This is a genomic window from Coleofasciculus sp. C1-SOL-03, assembly GCF_040220555.1.
In the GTDB taxonomy this organism is placed as follows: Bacteria; Cyanobacteriota; Cyanobacteriia; order Cyanobacteriales; family Coleofasciculaceae; genus Coleofasciculus.
This window is the reverse complement of the sequence record NZ_JAVJUO010000071.1, coordinates 77,937-92,223: the sequence shown is the minus strand read 5'-3', so window position 1 is coordinate 92,223 and position 14,287 is coordinate 77,937. Positions and strand designations below refer to the sequence as shown.

The following is a 14,287-nucleotide window of genomic DNA, read 5'->3' as shown; positions in this document are numbered from 1 at the left end:
TGAGGCTTGTTAGCATTTCTTAGTACAGTGTACAGAATTTATGTCCAGGTACTTAGGAGTAGCTGAAAGAATAGTGGCATGAGGGTAAGGAACAGAAAATGGCATACTGTACCCGATTAAATTAAGATTTGTTTTATAGTTTTTAGTTTGACAAATATATATTGATTTTGTTTACTACGATTCTCGAAAAACATTAATCTTATCAAACAGCTTGACCTATGTCAATCCGCCAAAGCACACAAAATAATCCGAAAATTTGGCGGAAGCGAAAATATAGAAATCGAATAAAAATAAAAGTAGTATTAATTAAGAGATGTAAATCCCTTTAGTAAACACGGAGAGATTAGGCTCATGTTCATGTCAACCTTACTCTATCTGAATCACTACATCAGAATTGAAATGCCGAATCCAGATGTTGATAACACCATCTACGTGTGTATTTGCCGAGCGTCTGGAACCTATGATCCCGATGAGTGCGAACCTCATGTAATGGATTACCAACTCAGTGGCAAGTCCTCTGATCCAAATGATTGGATTAAGGAAGCCATAGATAGCGCGATCGCTACATTGGATAAACTGGGGGTGAAATACTACAACCCAAAGTTTTTGACGGCGCATCCTGCTTGTAGTCAACAAGTCGCTTAACCTAACGCCGCCGACTCCATCTGACATCGTTCAACCGGAAAAGATTATCACAAGCTATTCTAGTCCTGTGACAATTGTCACCAGTTACAATATCTTTTTTGATCAGTCTTCTCGCAAACTTAGTCACACAGCAGATTGGTAAGGGCGGATTTTATAGCGGTTGCCATTAAGGTGAGGACATAGTGAACGGCTGAAACGGCGAAGTACTAATAATCAACCTTCTGCCATCTGCCTCCTGCCTTCTGCCTTCTGCTATTCATCGATCTAGAACCGATCAGCAAATTCTCAAGCATGTATTACAATTAAATACAAATAGTATTATAAGAGTGCAAAATGCTTACCAGCGCTCAACTTGATTATGGCTGCATCTCCACCCCGGATGAGGCGGAACAACTTGGGGAACTACTGACGCAATGTTTTGGTAGTTCCCTAAGCAATTGGCAAGTTTACCTAAATCGTATCGGTCAAGATAATTTTCGTCTTATCCGTCAAGGTAAACAGATTGTGGGTGGTTTAGCCATTTACTCTATGGGACAATGGTATGGGGGTCAGTCCATACCCATGGCAGGAATTGCCGCCGTTGGCATTGCCCCAGAGTATCGGGGTACAGGTGCGGCTTACCAACTGATGCAATGTACACTCCAGGAACTTCATCAGCAAAACGTACCCATTTCCGCCCTCTACGCCGCTACCCAAGTTCTCTATCGCAAAGTCGGCTATGAACAAGCAGGGATTTGCTGTCATTGGCAGATATCAACCCAGAGGATTCAAAAGCGCGATCGCACTTTACCGATGTTCAGGGTAAAACCCGTAAACTATGAGGTTTTTCAGGACTTATATTCTCAACAGGCGCAAACCACAAATGGTAATTTAAATCGAAATCCAGCGATTTGGCAAAATCTGCTGGAAGCGCCAAATGATCAGCCCGTTTATGCTTATCTTATCGGTGCAGAATCTCAACCGGAAGGCTATGTTATCTGTACCCAATCTTCAAACGCTGAGGGCTTATTGCTGAATATTAAAGATTGGGCATTCCTTACCCCAGCCGCTGCACGGCGTTTTTGGACATTCTGCGCGGATCATCGTTCTCAGGTGAGGCAAGTGCGCTGGTACAGTTCGTTGATGGATAGTTTAACATTACTCTTATCGGAACAAACGGCTCAAATCCGTCAACAAGAACGTTGGATGCTGCGGATTCTTGATGTTCCGAAAGCGTTGGAAAAACGAGGATATCCTTTAGAGATTGAAACTGAATTACATTTACACGTTCAAGATGAATTATTTGCCGCCAATAACGGTAACTTTATCTTGAGTGTGTCCCAGGGACGCGGGAAAGTCACGCCCGGAGGGACTGGTGAATTCCGTTTGCATGTAAGGGCGTTGGCTTCTCTGTTTACCCGTTTATTTACGCCTGAGCAACTGCAACGGATGGGTTATTTGGATAGTACGCCGGCAGCGTTGTCAAGAGCTAATTCACTATTTTCTGGCTCATTACCTTGGATGCCGGATTTCTTTTAATCGGGATTAGGGATTGGGGTTGGCATTGGTGTTAAGTTAAGCTACAGCCTATACCTTCAATTTAGGAAAGGGCGGGTTTTGCTCTAAATGTTATCGGTGATATTCAAGTTGAGTGGCTAAACCCGCCCCTACAATTGGCAGACGCGCCATGGCGCGTCTCTACATGACTTGTTACTTTTTTTATATTCATGTCACTCCATCAAACTTCGGGTCGCTGGCGCTTGGGATTAGCGCTATCTTTAATTACTGTATTTATGTGGGGGATTCTCCCCCTAGCGCTAACCATAACTCTTCAGGTTTTGGATGTTTATACAATCACCTGGTTTCGTTTTCTTATGGCTTTTGGATTGCTGGCGCTTTTTTTAGCGACAAGACAACAGTTTCCGTCATTACAGCAACTGCGGTCAGCGTCTCTGGGACTCTTAGCGATCGCGACTCTTTTTTTAGGAGGTAATTACCTGCTATTTTTGCAAGGGTTAGGGCAAACGTCTCCTACAAATGCCCAAGTGCTGATTCAGTTAGCCCCTATGTTTTTAGGTTTGGGTGCTTTAGTTGTGTTTAAAGAACACTATACTCTACGTCAATGGATTGGTGTGGGTATTCTGGTGTTAGGATTTACTCTATTTTTCCATGATCGATTTCAAGTCGTAATCACCTCACGCTCTACCTATCTATTGGGTAATATGATTATTGTCTTAGCTGCTGTAACTTGGGCGATTTATGCTTTGGCACAGAAACAACTTTTGCATAAATTACCGTCTACGACGATAATGCTGGTAATTTATGGCGGCTGTGCTTTATTGTTCACGCCGCTAACGAAACCGCAATCCCTTCTCAGTTTGAGTCCGTTACACCTGAGTTTACTCCTCTTTTGTGGGTTAAATACCCTGATTGCGTATGGGGCGTTTGCAGAAGCTTTGGAACATTGGCAAGCCTCGCGAGTGAGTGCGGTATTGGCACTTACACCGTTGGTGACATTAAGTTCAGTTTGGATGGCTTCGCGCTTTATCCCTAGATGGGTTGCACCGGAACAGTGGACAGGTTTAGGGTTATTGGGGGCGATGTTAGTGGTGTCGGGTTCGATCGCGATCGCTTTAGGGCGTCGATTACCTTGAAACACCGTTGGTCTTCCTGTCGGAACGACCCGTTCACCCTTGGGTTCTCCTGTAGGGGCAACCCGCCTGCATTCATTCACAAGTCCTATCCCTTTAATGGGGTCGGGTCGCCCTCGGCTTAATTAAGTTTCATTACGAAAACGTCTGGGCGATAAATCAGGCTAATCAACCGCTTAATCCTAAGCCAGGACTGGTTTTCACAGAAAAATTTAACCAGACGCGATCGCACGATTCTATGTTCAATATCACAATCATCCTGTGACGGAAATCTCTAGCTCATTACAGGCGTCATCGCTTAGGATGCAATAGTTCATCTCAAACCTATCGTGGTTTAAAGGAAGGGGCATTATGAACACCTCTTGGATTCGCACCGCAACCATTACCGTCATTGATGTGGCTTTGCTTTGCACCGCCCCTCTATTAATTCAGCTATTTTCCCACTTGCCGTAACTGGATTGCCCAAAAGTCTTGAATACAGATTCAACCCGTACCCAACAGATACAGCACCAGGTTAACCAGGCGATCGCGTCTCTCAAGTCTCAAGGAATCCACGATTGGGAGATTCTGGATGCTTGGTCTAAACTACTCCATCAGCAGGGTAATTACGCGGCTGCTGATACATTGGCATCCGCCGCCTACGAATTAGGCAAGCCGCGCTAATGACAACAAGAATCATTGTCACGAAGATTTGGCTTAGGGATTATTACCTTATAAGGGCAGGTGCAAGTTGTTCAGTTATCGGTGGGGAGGGCGGGTTTTGTTGTTCAGTTATCGGTGAATATCTGAATTGAGTCCCTAAACCCGCCCCTACCATTGTGCCTAAACCCGCCCCTACCATTGATTTTCCTATTCCCCAACTAATTCACTCGTTGTATATTGGTTCGCTTCGGGTCAAGAATTTTCTGCCCCAAACTGGGAAACTTAACCGCAATACTAACTTTATTGCCCGAACCAAAAACATGGGTCACTTCTCCGATACCAAAGGTGTCATGACGCAGTAAATCGCCCTTTTTCCACTCGTTCGAGTTTGCCGTTGAACTAGAGGATTTTGATGAGTTTCCGGTTGAAGCAGAAGGCGTTTGCTGTTTCACTTTCACCAAGGTACTGCTAATTAAATCTTCAGGTAACTCATCCAAAAACTGAGACCGAACCGCAGGTTCACGATACCCATAGAGGCGACGTTCACGGGCATGGGCAAGAAATAACTGTTCTTGGGCGCGAGTAATCCCGACATAACAGAGACGGCGTTCTTCTTCTAAAGCAACCGGGTCATCTATCGTCCGGTTATGGGGAAAAAGTCCTTGTTCTAAACCAACTAGAAACACAACCGGAAACTCTAATCCTTTAGCCGAGTGCAGCGTCATTAAAGACACCGCTTGTTGTCCATCTTCCAAATTATCTAAGTCAGACGCCAGTGACGCATTTGCCAGAAATCCTTCTAGGCTGGTATCTTCATTTTCTTCTTGGAATTGAACGACAGCGTTATAGAGTTCATGGATATTTTCCAATCGATTTTCCGCTTCATCTGTGCCTTGGTTTTTTAGGTCATCGATATATCCCGATTCCTCCATGATAAACTTAATAATTTCTACCGCTTCTTTGTTTTCCGTATTCTCTTGGCACTGCTTAATCAACTGGGCAAACCGATTAACCGCTTGACGCGAACGTCCAGCAATTGTATTGACCGAGGTTTCATCCCGGATAATTTCCCAGAGGGGAGTTCCCAATTCTTGAGCCGCCAGCACTAAATTATCAATCGTGGCTTTACCAATACCCCGTCGTGGCGTGTTAATAATCCGCAATAAACTGACGGTATCGCTGGGATTGGCAATGGTTCTTAGATACGCCAAGGCATCTTTAACCTCTTTGCGATCATAGAACTTCAATCCCCCAATAATCACATAAGGCACTCGACCGCGCAGGGCGTCTTCTAATGGGCGAGATTGGGCATTCGTCCGATAAAGAATAGCAAAACTACCCCAGCCTAGTTCCGGGTTCTGTTGATTAAGTTTCAGGATTTGTTGAACAACAAAATGAGCCTCTTCTAACTCATCGTCGGCGTGATGACAGTAAATGACTTCCCCGAAACCGCGTGTGGGTCTGAGAATTTTGTCAATTCGTTGGGTATTCTGTTCAATTAAATAGTTAGCGGCTTGGAGAATATTTTCGCGTGAGCGATAGTTTTCCTCTAATTTAACCATGGTGCGGGTCGTTTCATCGGGCAACCCATCACCAAAGTCTTGCTGAAATCCTAGTAAGATGGTGAAATCTGCCATCCTAAAGGAATAAATTGAGTTATGGACTAGCACACGATTCGCCATATAAGTATGAGCCACATCGACTTCTAAGTCATACACGTCTCCCTCATACTCATCGTGCCAAACTTGCTCAATTTCCACCTCGGTTAAGGTATCATCCACCTCGACTAGCACTTTCATTCCGGCGTGGAGATGAGATAAAGGCATAAAATAATAACTTGTGCCATTGATTAATGCTTTGCGTTGAATTTCCAGTTGACCTGCATCGGCAATAGAATGCGCCATACTCACCGCTTCTTTGTAGGAAACTCTCGCGGTTTCAACCCGGTATCCTCGGCTATTTTTCCCAGAACGAATGGAAAATCCAGCCGCTTCTAAGTTGGTGGCAATATCACGACGATTAGAACACCATTGGATGCGGTGATAACTCGCCGATTTTTTATTGTCTAATCGAGGTGTACCAAACATCACCAGATTCAATGTCTGTCGGCGCAAACCATTCTGAGGACGGTAGTGGGGAAAGTCGGGATGCAGCCAGAGATCCTGCATTAATCGGTGAGCATTGGTGATGGTATCAATTTCTTGGTATAGGCGAAAAATCCACTCATCATTTAGGCGCATGCGCCGACCTTTACCATGAAATACTAGCGTTGGTAACCCATATTTAGCCGCATAATAGGCTTCATAGTAAGCCGCTTCTTCATAAGACGTCGTGGTTTTCAGTACCCAAAGCTTATCCCCATTTTCTTGGGCAATACGAACGTTAAAGCCGAGTTCATCGCATCGATAATCGTTGTGACGTGAACTTTTAGTGATGCCGATGCGATAGCCGCGATCGGCTCGATACATCAGATACACATAATAATGCTCTTCAATGGGTGTCATTCTGGCAAGAACAATATGATGAGGCGTTCCCCGTAATACCTGTTCACCCGCCCGAATCGACCAGAGAGATCCACAAAAGTATCCTTTTTTGATATGCGTGATTTGATGAGGGTAAAGTTGTTTTTGTCCGGTTGGTGAGAGAACTTGGTCTCCCACGTTCAAGGCTTCAATGGGTTTCTCTCCGGTGGGGGTTAAAACCTTAGTTCCAGGTGGAAAACACTGATCGGCATCACCGACGACAAAAACCGAGCGATCGCGCCAATCCCATTGCGTTTTTTCAGTCTCGCCGTTTGTGGTTAATAGGTGTATCAGTTCGTACTGAATCCGGTTGGTATCTTGATATTCATCCACTAAAATATGGCGAAATTGATTGTGCCAATATCCCAGGACAGATTCATTTTGTTGGAAGAGTTTAACGGGGACTAAAATCAGATCATCGAAGTCCAGGGCATTGTTGGCGGCTAATTGGTCTTGATAATGGTGATAAACTTCAGCCGTAACTCGACCTCTATAATTTGATTGCTCTTTTTCAAAGTCTTGGGGCGATAAGCCTAAGTTTTTGGCATTGCTAATCGCGTAGCGAATGGTTCGGGGGTTAAATTTTTTATCGTCTAGATTTAATTGTTTGGTGACGATGGTTTTTACCAACGTTTGGGCGTCGGATTCGTCAAAGATGGAAAAGTTACGCTTCCATTGGCGTCCTTTTTCATCGGTATATTTATTGATGTCATAGCGGAGAATCCGGGCAAATAGGCTGTGAAACGTACCAATCCATAGGGGTTTGATGTATTTTTTATAGACCCGCGATCGCAACTGGGTTTGTTCAAGTTCTGGGAGTAATTCTAAACGCTGATTCCGGGTTTGGGCGGCGAGTTGCTGGGCGAAGAGGGTTTCAATCCGGGATTTCATCTCCCGTGCGGCTTTATTGGTGAATGTCACCGCTAAAATGTTTTCCGGATCGACTTTATGGGTGAGAATCAGATTGGCAATGCGATAGGTTAACGCCCTTGTCTTACCCGAACCCGCCCCCGCCACAACCAGCAAGGGACCGCAGAAATGTTCGACGGCGCGACGTTGAGAGGGATTGAGGTGCGTCAGGAAGTCAGTCGATTGAGTCATGGCTAGCTGAGGCAGAAGGGTAAGAGTTTGGCTATGTTAGTACAGGGTATCGTATCTTGAGCCAATCCTGTATCGGGGAAACGCTCAACCTTGTTTCCGTTCATCAGACATAAGCCACACCACCTGTAGGTACACAGCAATGCCATACCGGGACACAGCAATGCCATACCGGGACACGGCAATGCCGTGTCCCTACCGCCTGGGTATTTTTGGAAGAAAAGGGCGCACGTCGGTGCGCCCCTACGGATATATTGAAAATTTTGTCGGCAATATCCATCCGAAAACTATGATACTGTTGGCAATTCGTGTAATTTGTAGTTCTGTATGACCAGCAATACCCCAGCGACAGACACAACCCCTAGTCTCATTTCCCCAGCGGTTACTGCCAAACCTGCCCCAGATACGCCTCCTGTAAAACTAGGAATTATGGTATCGGGGAGTGGTACAAACTTTGAAGCCATCGCCCAAGCGATCGCAGATGGGCAACTCCATGCCCAAATTCAAGTGATGATCTACAATAATCCTGGGATCAAAGCCCTCGCCAGAGCCGAAAAATTCGGTATTCCCACCGTTCTTCATAATCACCGGGATTACACAAAACGGGAAGCCCTCGATGCTCAAATTGTTGAGACATTGAGACAGTATCAGGTTGAACTTGTCATCATGGCGGGTTGGATGCGAATTGTTACCCCTGTTCTCATCGATGCATTTCCCGATCGCATCCTCAACCTTCATCCTAGTCTCTTACCCAGTTTTAAAGGGATTCACGCCGAGGAGGAAGCCTTAGCCGCTGGAGTAAAAATTACCGGATGTACGGTTCACTTGGTACGTCCAGAAGTCGATAGTGGACCCATTTTAATTCAAGCCGCCGTTCCCGTACTTCCTGACGACACGCCAGAGACGCTACACGCCCGGATTCAAGTCCAGGAACATCGCATTTTACCCCAAGCGATCGCCCAAGTTGCAGCAGGGATGTCTTTGGGAGTGAAATAAATGCCGTTTTCGGGTGGGCATTGCCCAGCCAAAGTCAAACTATACAGGTGATGCCCACCAAAACCTAACTTGAAGGCGGATTCAAGTCTAAGCTTGTCCAGCTTGAAGTAGCTGTTGTGCGGTTAGATTCAGTCCAGAGATTATAGAAGACTCAATGGAATCTCCCCCACGAAAAATACCTAATTCCCGATAGATTCCGTCTGCAAGTTCCAAAACAGTAACGGTAGCCCTAGCGGGGTCAATCAACCAGTATTCGGGGATGCCCCGATCTTGATACTGCTTCCGTTTATCAATATAGTCCCTTTCTCTATTGCTTAGTCCGGGACTAACTGCTTCAATTACCAATAGAGGCGGTTGCATTGAAAGCCTAATTGTGTTGCGTGGTTGCAACTGTTGGATATGCTCGTCTCGAATGACGGTAAGATCAGGGTAGCGATTCTTTGGTTCTCCCCTAACTTCAAGCTCTAATCCCCATCGCACTCTTAGGTGTCCCATCAGCGGAGCGAGTTGGAGATAAAGAAAACCAAGGATGGAGATGTTTTCACCTGATTCTGGGGGCAATTCAATCAACTCTCCATTTAATAATTCGTAACGTTTATCTGTCCCATCGTCATAGGACAAATAGTCTTCAAAGCTGGAAAATCTAGGTTTGGCTTGAACCATCGCGTAAATTCCTCAAAATACCAAATCATCCAATCAATTGTTCAGGCTTCAACCTCTCGATGTCCCAACTTCCAAAGGAAGCTAGACAGCCAATTGGTCGCCACATGAGCCACAATCGGAACCAGCAAATTCCCTGTACCGACAGCACTAACCCCCAATAATAATCCCACAATCGTTGCCCAAACCACATAGGGCCACTGTTGGGAACCACTCAAATGTAAAACGCCAAATACCAAGCTAGAAATAATCACACCCACGGCGTTCAAACCAATGGCGGGTAACATCACTCCCCGAAATAGCAACTCTTCACTCATACCCGGAAGTAACCCCAACCAAATCAGATCCGGTAACACCAACGGCTTTAAAACCAAGTTGAGGTAAACGTCAGCACTTTTACGGTAGGCTGACCAGAGGCGATAAACCACACTACTCATCGCGGTAATTCCTAAGCCTATACCTAATCCGATGAGTAATCCTTCTACAGTAAAGTCTAGGGATAACAGTGTCACCGACCCAAATTTCAGCCAGAGTTTAGCCACGACGAGTAAAACGATCGCGGTTATCCCCATGGCAACTAACACTTGGGTGCGGGTGAGGGGTTCAAAGTCAGGGTTATCGGGAAGCTGTGTACTCACTAATCTATAGATAAGCGATGCATAGACGACAGGGAGGGACTCAGAGCATCGGCACTAATTCCAGCGCGATGGGTGACTAACATACCCAGTGCCTCTAAATACGAGTGTACTCGCACCGCTTTGATTGCCAAAGGTTCTGGAGGCACTTGCATTGAGGTTTGGTTATCCTCAACGGCAATAATTTGAGTCCGTAACTGACTTAAGCTTAACAAGGCACTACCACCACAGGCACTAGCGGGAATTACTACCGCATCCACATCCTCTGCCCAAATTGTTCCCGGTTGACGCGGCGTCACCTGAAGTTGGGGGGCGCGACTTAATCCCACTAGCACACAGGGTAGAAACGTATAGCCTAATTCCTCGGCGGCTGATCGCGGCGACAAGTTCGGTTCTAGGGGAAGAGGCATTAATGCCGGGGCGTGGGCGCAAGGGATTTGGAAGGTTCGCACGATTAGGTGAGAGATCACGGCTTCTGCACCTGCCAGCGGATCGACTCCTTGTCCCTGTCGGTATGCTTCTAGGGCTTCGCTTCCCAGATCATCGGGAAAACGAGCCACCACTGCGATCGCCTCTGCTTTTGCCTGTTGAATCAGTACCTCTACCGATCGCAACAAACTATCGGGATTACCTATTGTACCCCAACTCGCCCCCGATGGCGCTGTCCGCAGTTCCACATTAAGGGGCGCGTCGGTGATTACGTAGTCGGTTAGATTCAGTCCCAGTGTAGCTCTGGTGGCATCAGCCGCTTGCAGGTGACGCAAACGCAGGTCCGGTTCAATCCCCTGGTCGAGAATTAATCCCACCCGATTTTGATGCACAGGTTGTAATCCCCAGCATCCAGCGGCAAATTTGTCAAGCCCATAGCCTTCGACATAGAGGGCGTTGGGCAAATTCCAATAGAGTTGGGCACCATTGAGGACATTGGGGTGAGTAATTAGGCGATCGCAGACTTGGGCGATCGCTCTGGCGACAGGTAAAGCGTCTCCCGCATAGCCACCAATGGATGCGCCAATTCCTGTGGGAACGATTAAAACAACAGTATAAGGACGCACAATGATTAAGGGGTGGACGGTTGAGAATCGGACTTGGTGACAATCGCTTCAACCTGAGCCTTTTGCTCCTGAGTATCCACCGCCGTAACCGCCCAACGCAGGGGTTCTCCCTGTTTTTGCAGTTGTGTCTCAATGGCTTGATGGAGTTGTTTCGGTGACTCCTGGAGGTCAATTTCAGCAGTAATGAAGTGAGTTGTCATGGGTTTAAGGGGGTAAACTACATAAATTATCAAGGCTTCTCCATCAGGGCAGGTGCGAATCAAGTTATCATTTTTTCGGTACAACCTACCCCGATAATTCTGCGTCCTCTCGGCTGACTCAAGACGGTTGACCGAATTGGCGATCATACACCTCGTCTTCCTTACCGGATTCAACTTTCAGATTAGAGCGCGGTAAGGCGATACAAAGCAAGACATACCCTTCCTCTTGCAATTCGGGTCCAAGTCCCATCCCTTCGCTTTGATCCACAGACCCCTCAATGATTTTAGCGGCACAGGTTGTACAAACGCCAGCATTGCAGGAATTGGGTAAATCTATCCCTTGTTCCTCCGCAGCCTGAAGAATTTTTTTGTCCTCTGGGACTTCTATGGTGTGGGTTGTACCTTGGTGATTGATTTCGACGGTGTAAGTCTTGGGCATTGTACCTCTTAGCGGCTTTCCAGGTTGACTTTCCCGGTTCGGGAAAAAATATTGACCGGGATTATTTTAACGTTTGGTGCCGGATTCCAGGCTATCCTTAAGTTTATTACGAGACTGACACTTTAGATTCTCATGGTTGATCCGATCGCATCCTCTCGTACCCACCAAACTGAACCCTCCCTCCCGCCGTCTTGGAACTATGAGGCGACCGTGGCTCAGGTTGAGACAATTATTGAGCAAATCGAACGGGGGGAACTGGAGTTAGCCGAGGTATTTGACCAATTTGCCTCAGCGGTAGAGTATTTGCGTCAATGTGAAGCGTTTTTGCAACAGCGACAACAGCAAATGGATGTGTTGATTGAAACATTAACCGATGAATCAGATTCCCCAATTTGATTTCTCATTACTCTTGTCACGGTTTAATTCAACACTTTTCCCTGTTCCCCGTTCCCTATCCTTATGCTGATTCAGGATTAAGCAACCAGGAGGGATGGACTAACAATTCGGCGGCGGATCGCTTTTCTACCATCTCGCGGGTAATGGCGCAACGGGTAATGTCTTGGCGCGAGGGAATCTCGTACATGACTTCTAACATCACCTCCTCTAAAATTCCCCGCAACGCCCTAGCCCCGGTTTTGCGACGAAAGGCTTCTTGGGCGATCGCGCGTAGGGCTTCGGGGTGAAACTCTAGGCGCACGTTATCCATATTCAGGAGTTTTTGGTACTGCTTCACTAAGGCGTTACGGGGTTGGGTTAAGATTGCCACTAAGGAGTCTTCATCTAGGGGTTCCACGGCGGTAATCACTGGTAACCGCCCAATAATTTCCGGAATCACACCAAATTTGATCAAGTCGTCTGATTCCAAGTGTTTGGACAATTCCGCCGAAGACAGTTGCGGCGATCGCGTTTCATTCGGTTGAATAAACCCCATCGAACCTTTCCCTAAACGTTGCTCGATAATTTGCTCTAACCCAACAAACGCCCCGCCACAAATAAACAGAATATTACTTGTATCCAGTTGAATGAACTCTTGATAAGGATGCTTGCGCCCACCTTGCGGCGGTACATTGACCACCGTTCCTTCTAAAATTTTCAACAAGGCTTGCTGAACGCCCTCCCCAGAAACATCCCGCGTCATCGAGGACTTTTCACTCTGGCGAGTAATTTTATCAATTTCATCAATATAAACAATACCTTGTTCGGCGGCTTCTATATCAAAGTCCGCCATTTGTAACAGTCGCAGCAGGATATTCTCAACATCATCTCCCACATAACCCGCTTCTGTCAGCGTTGTCGCATCCGCGATCGCAAAGGGAACCTGTAATAGCTGGGCGAGAGTTTGAGCTAAAAGGGTTTTACCGCAACCCGTTGGACCGATTAATAAAATGTTGGACTTTTGCAGGGTAATGCTGTCATCAAGTCCAGTAGCATCATAATCATCCTGAGCCAGCTTAAGCCGCTTGTAATGATTATAAACCGCAACAGAGAGGACTTTTTTGGCTTGGTCTTGACCAATCACATACTTGTCCAGGGCTTGTTTAATTTCAACAGGCTTGAGCAAGTGATACTGGGGGCGACGGGGGGAATAGTCGGGTTGTCGGTAAGGGGATTCAGGGGTTAAGGGGGGATAATGTGGACTTTCTGAGTGAGAGGTCAGCAATTCTTCCTCTAAAATTTGGTTGCACAGTTCCACACATTCATCACAGATGTAGACACTAGGACCGGCAATCAACTTACTCACCTGTTCTGAGGATTTACCACAAAACGAACATCTTAAATAGGAATCGTATTTGGACATATCAAAATCTGAGCTGTTGGGTTCAGTGACAGCAATCTGGCTTAAGGGAAAAGTTCGGCGATCCAAACCGCTCTACTTCAATTGTAGTTTCCGGCGATCGCAAAAGGGGAGCTTCAGGTGAGGGGGAGCTGGGGGAGCTGGGGGAGCTGGGGGAGCTGGGGAAGTTAACTCAAAACTCTACCTTGCCTATTGCCTATTCCCTGTTCCCTGTTCCCTGTTCCCTGTTCCCTAACAAATAACGACTGACATTAATTGTCAATTAACCGATTTTCTTGCAAATAGGTGGGATCAGTCACTATCATTGTCAATAATCGGGTTTTTTTGAGAGGGTGACTATGTCTCCGTATACAGCCGCTTCACTGAAAGCTGAACTTAATTCCCGGGGTTGGCGGTTAACGCCGCAGCGAGAAACGATACTCCACGTTTTTCAGAATCTTCCCCGAGGGAACCACCTCAGCGCTGAGGAACTCTTCCATTTGCTGGACAAGCGGGGAGAACCCATCAGCCTGTCTACAATTTACCGCAGCGTCAAGTTGATGGCTCGCATGGGTATCCTGCGAGAATTGGAGTTAGCAGAAGGACATAAACACTATGAACTGAATCAACCGTTCCCCAATCATCACCATCATCTGGTTTGCATTCAGTGTAACCAGACGATTGAATTTAAGAATGATTCGATATTAAAACAAGCAATGAAGCAGGTGGACAAGGAAGGCTTCCAGCTCATTGACTGTCAGCTTACCATACACAGCATCTGTCCCGAAGCCCTCCGTATGGGATGGCCCTCCGCACTTCCGAGTAATTGGCGCTGCACTCGAGCGATCGCGGCTGAAGATCCCCAACCGGGTGAGTAACGGTGACCATCCGCATTAATCCGTGATCAGGGAGTTGCCCCAGAGTTGAACCTAGGACAGTCCAGGGATGAGGTTCGATGAGCTAACCCTAACTCTATTGTGATTTCCATCAC

General features: G+C 46.6%; 14 protein-coding genes. 7 read left to right on the top strand and 7 right to left on the bottom strand.

Features of this window, described 5'->3' with window-relative positions:
• Nucleotides 1–357 precede the first annotated feature (357 nt).
• From RIE73_RS11735 to RIE73_RS11720, 4 genes are all read left to right on the top strand, one after another.
• Nucleotides 358–645, top strand: coding sequence for a hypothetical protein (locus tag RIE73_RS11735; protein ID WP_446401332.1), 288 nt, complete (start codon nucleotides 358–360; stop codon nucleotides 643–645).
• Nucleotides 646–978: 333 nt separating this feature from the next.
• Nucleotides 979–2,163, top strand: a complete 1,185-nt coding sequence (locus RIE73_RS11730) for a GNAT family N-acetyltransferase (protein WP_446401331.1) — start codon at nucleotides 979–981, stop codon at nucleotides 2,161–2,163.
• A gap of 188 nt (nucleotides 2,164–2,351) precedes the next feature.
• Nucleotides 2,352–3,278 carry a DMT family transporter gene (locus RIE73_RS11725; protein ID WP_446401330.1) on the top strand — a complete coding sequence of 309 codons (927 nt, stop codon included), beginning with the start codon at nucleotides 2,352–2,354 and terminating at the stop codon, nucleotides 3,276–3,278.
• Nucleotides 3,279–3,746: 468 nt separating this feature from the next.
• The gene (locus RIE73_RS11720; RefSeq protein ID WP_446401329.1) at nucleotides 3,747–3,938 is read left to right on the top strand and encodes a hypothetical protein; all 192 of its coding nucleotides are present in this window, start codon (nucleotides 3,747–3,749) and stop codon (nucleotides 3,936–3,938) included.
• A gap of 197 nt (nucleotides 3,939–4,135) precedes the next feature.
• Here the strand turns inward: RIE73_RS11720 and RIE73_RS11715 are convergent, their stop codons facing one another.
• On the bottom strand, nucleotides 4,136–7,540 hold the full coding sequence (locus tag RIE73_RS11715; protein ID WP_446401328.1) for a UvrD-helicase domain-containing protein: 3,405 nt from the start codon (nucleotides 7,538–7,540) through the stop codon (nucleotides 4,136–4,138).
• Nucleotides 7,541–7,864: 324 nt separating this feature from the next.
• Here RIE73_RS11715 and purN point away from each other — a divergent pair, with 324 nt between their 5' ends.
• A complete protein-coding gene (gene purN / locus RIE73_RS11710) occupies nucleotides 7,865–8,533 on the top strand; it encodes a phosphoribosylglycinamide formyltransferase (RefSeq protein WP_446401327.1) in 669 nt (222 codons plus the stop codon).
• A gap of 87 nt (nucleotides 8,534–8,620) precedes the next feature.
• Here the strand turns inward: purN and RIE73_RS11705 are convergent, their stop codons facing one another.
• The 5 genes from RIE73_RS11705 to RIE73_RS11685 all read right to left on the bottom strand — a co-directional run bounded on the left by RIE73_RS11705 (nucleotide 8,621) and on the right by RIE73_RS11685 (nucleotide 11,522).
• The gene (locus tag RIE73_RS11705; protein WP_446401326.1) at nucleotides 8,621–9,196 is read right to left on the bottom strand and encodes a Uma2 family endonuclease; all 576 of its coding nucleotides are present in this window, start codon (nucleotides 9,194–9,196) and stop codon (nucleotides 8,621–8,623) included.
• A 41-nt stretch (nucleotides 9,197–9,237) separates the two neighbouring features.
• Nucleotides 9,238–9,831: a CPBP family intramembrane glutamic endopeptidase gene (locus tag RIE73_RS11700; protein WP_446401325.1), complete on the bottom strand. Its 594-nt coding sequence runs from the start codon at nucleotides 9,829–9,831 to the stop codon at nucleotides 9,238–9,240.
• Entirely contained in the window at nucleotides 9,831–10,886 is a 1,056-nt protein-coding gene (locus tag RIE73_RS11695; protein WP_446401359.1) for a DUF3326 domain-containing protein, read from the bottom strand. The genes RIE73_RS11700 and RIE73_RS11695 overlap by 1 nt, the downstream gene beginning before the upstream one ends.
• A gap of 2 nt (nucleotides 10,887–10,888) precedes the next feature.
• Nucleotides 10,889–11,083, bottom strand: coding sequence for a hypothetical protein (locus RIE73_RS11690; RefSeq protein WP_446401358.1), 195 nt, complete (start codon nucleotides 11,081–11,083; stop codon nucleotides 10,889–10,891).
• Nucleotides 11,084–11,201: 118 nt separating this feature from the next.
• Nucleotides 11,202–11,522: a 2Fe-2S iron-sulfur cluster-binding protein gene (locus tag RIE73_RS11685; RefSeq protein ID WP_446401324.1), complete on the bottom strand. Its 321-nt coding sequence runs from the start codon at nucleotides 11,520–11,522 to the stop codon at nucleotides 11,202–11,204.
• 132 nt (nucleotides 11,523–11,654) lie between these two features.
• Here RIE73_RS11685 and xseB point away from each other — a divergent pair, with 132 nt between their 5' ends.
• Nucleotides 11,655–11,918 (top strand): exodeoxyribonuclease VII small subunit, encoded by a 264-nt coding sequence (gene xseB, locus RIE73_RS11680; protein ID WP_446401323.1) that lies wholly within the window; start codon nucleotides 11,655–11,657, stop codon nucleotides 11,916–11,918.
• Between the two features lie 61 nt (nucleotides 11,919–11,979).
• Here xseB and clpX read toward each other — a convergent pair whose 3' ends face one another.
• Complete coding sequence (gene clpX, locus RIE73_RS11675) at nucleotides 11,980–13,320, bottom strand: ATP-dependent Clp protease ATP-binding subunit ClpX (protein ID WP_446401357.1); 1,341 nt, start codon at nucleotides 13,318–13,320, stop codon at nucleotides 11,980–11,982.
• 335 nt (nucleotides 13,321–13,655) lie between these two features.
• Between clpX and RIE73_RS11670 the strand changes: the two genes are divergently transcribed.
• Nucleotides 13,656–14,174 (top strand): transcriptional repressor, encoded by a 519-nt coding sequence (locus RIE73_RS11670; RefSeq protein ID WP_446401322.1) that lies wholly within the window; start codon nucleotides 13,656–13,658, stop codon nucleotides 14,172–14,174.
• Nucleotides 14,175–14,287 lie beyond the last annotated feature (113 nt).

Coding starts and splice junctions, on each gene's coding strand:
- RIE73_RS11735 (WP_446401332.1), top strand. CDS start 358: ATGTCAACCTTACTCTATCTGAATCACTACATCAGAATTGAAATGCCG.
- RIE73_RS11730 (WP_446401331.1), top strand. CDS start 979: ATGCTTACCAGCGCTCAACTTGATTATGGCTGCATCTCCACCCCGGAT.
- RIE73_RS11725 (WP_446401330.1), top strand. CDS start 2,352: ATGTCACTCCATCAAACTTCGGGTCGCTGGCGCTTGGGATTAGCGCTA.
- RIE73_RS11715 (WP_446401328.1), bottom strand. CDS start 7,540: ATGACTCAATCGACTGACTTCCTGACGCACCTCAATCCCTCTCAACGT.
- purN (WP_446401327.1), top strand. CDS start 7,865: ATGACCAGCAATACCCCAGCGACAGACACAACCCCTAGTCTCATTTCC.
- RIE73_RS11705 (WP_446401326.1), bottom strand. CDS start 9,196: ATGGTTCAAGCCAAACCTAGATTTTCCAGCTTTGAAGACTATTTGTCC.
- RIE73_RS11690 (WP_446401358.1), bottom strand. CDS start 11,083: ATGACAACTCACTTCATTACTGCTGAAATTGACCTCCAGGAGTCACCG.
- RIE73_RS11685 (WP_446401324.1), bottom strand. CDS start 11,522: ATGCCCAAGACTTACACCGTCGAAATCAATCACCAAGGTACAACCCAC.
- xseB (WP_446401323.1), top strand. CDS start 11,655: ATGGTTGATCCGATCGCATCCTCTCGTACCCACCAAACTGAACCCTCC.
- clpX (WP_446401357.1), bottom strand. CDS start 13,320: ATGTCCAAATACGATTCCTATTTAAGATGTTCGTTTTGTGGTAAATCC.
- RIE73_RS11670 (WP_446401322.1), top strand. CDS start 13,656: ATGTCTCCGTATACAGCCGCTTCACTGAAAGCTGAACTTAATTCCCGG.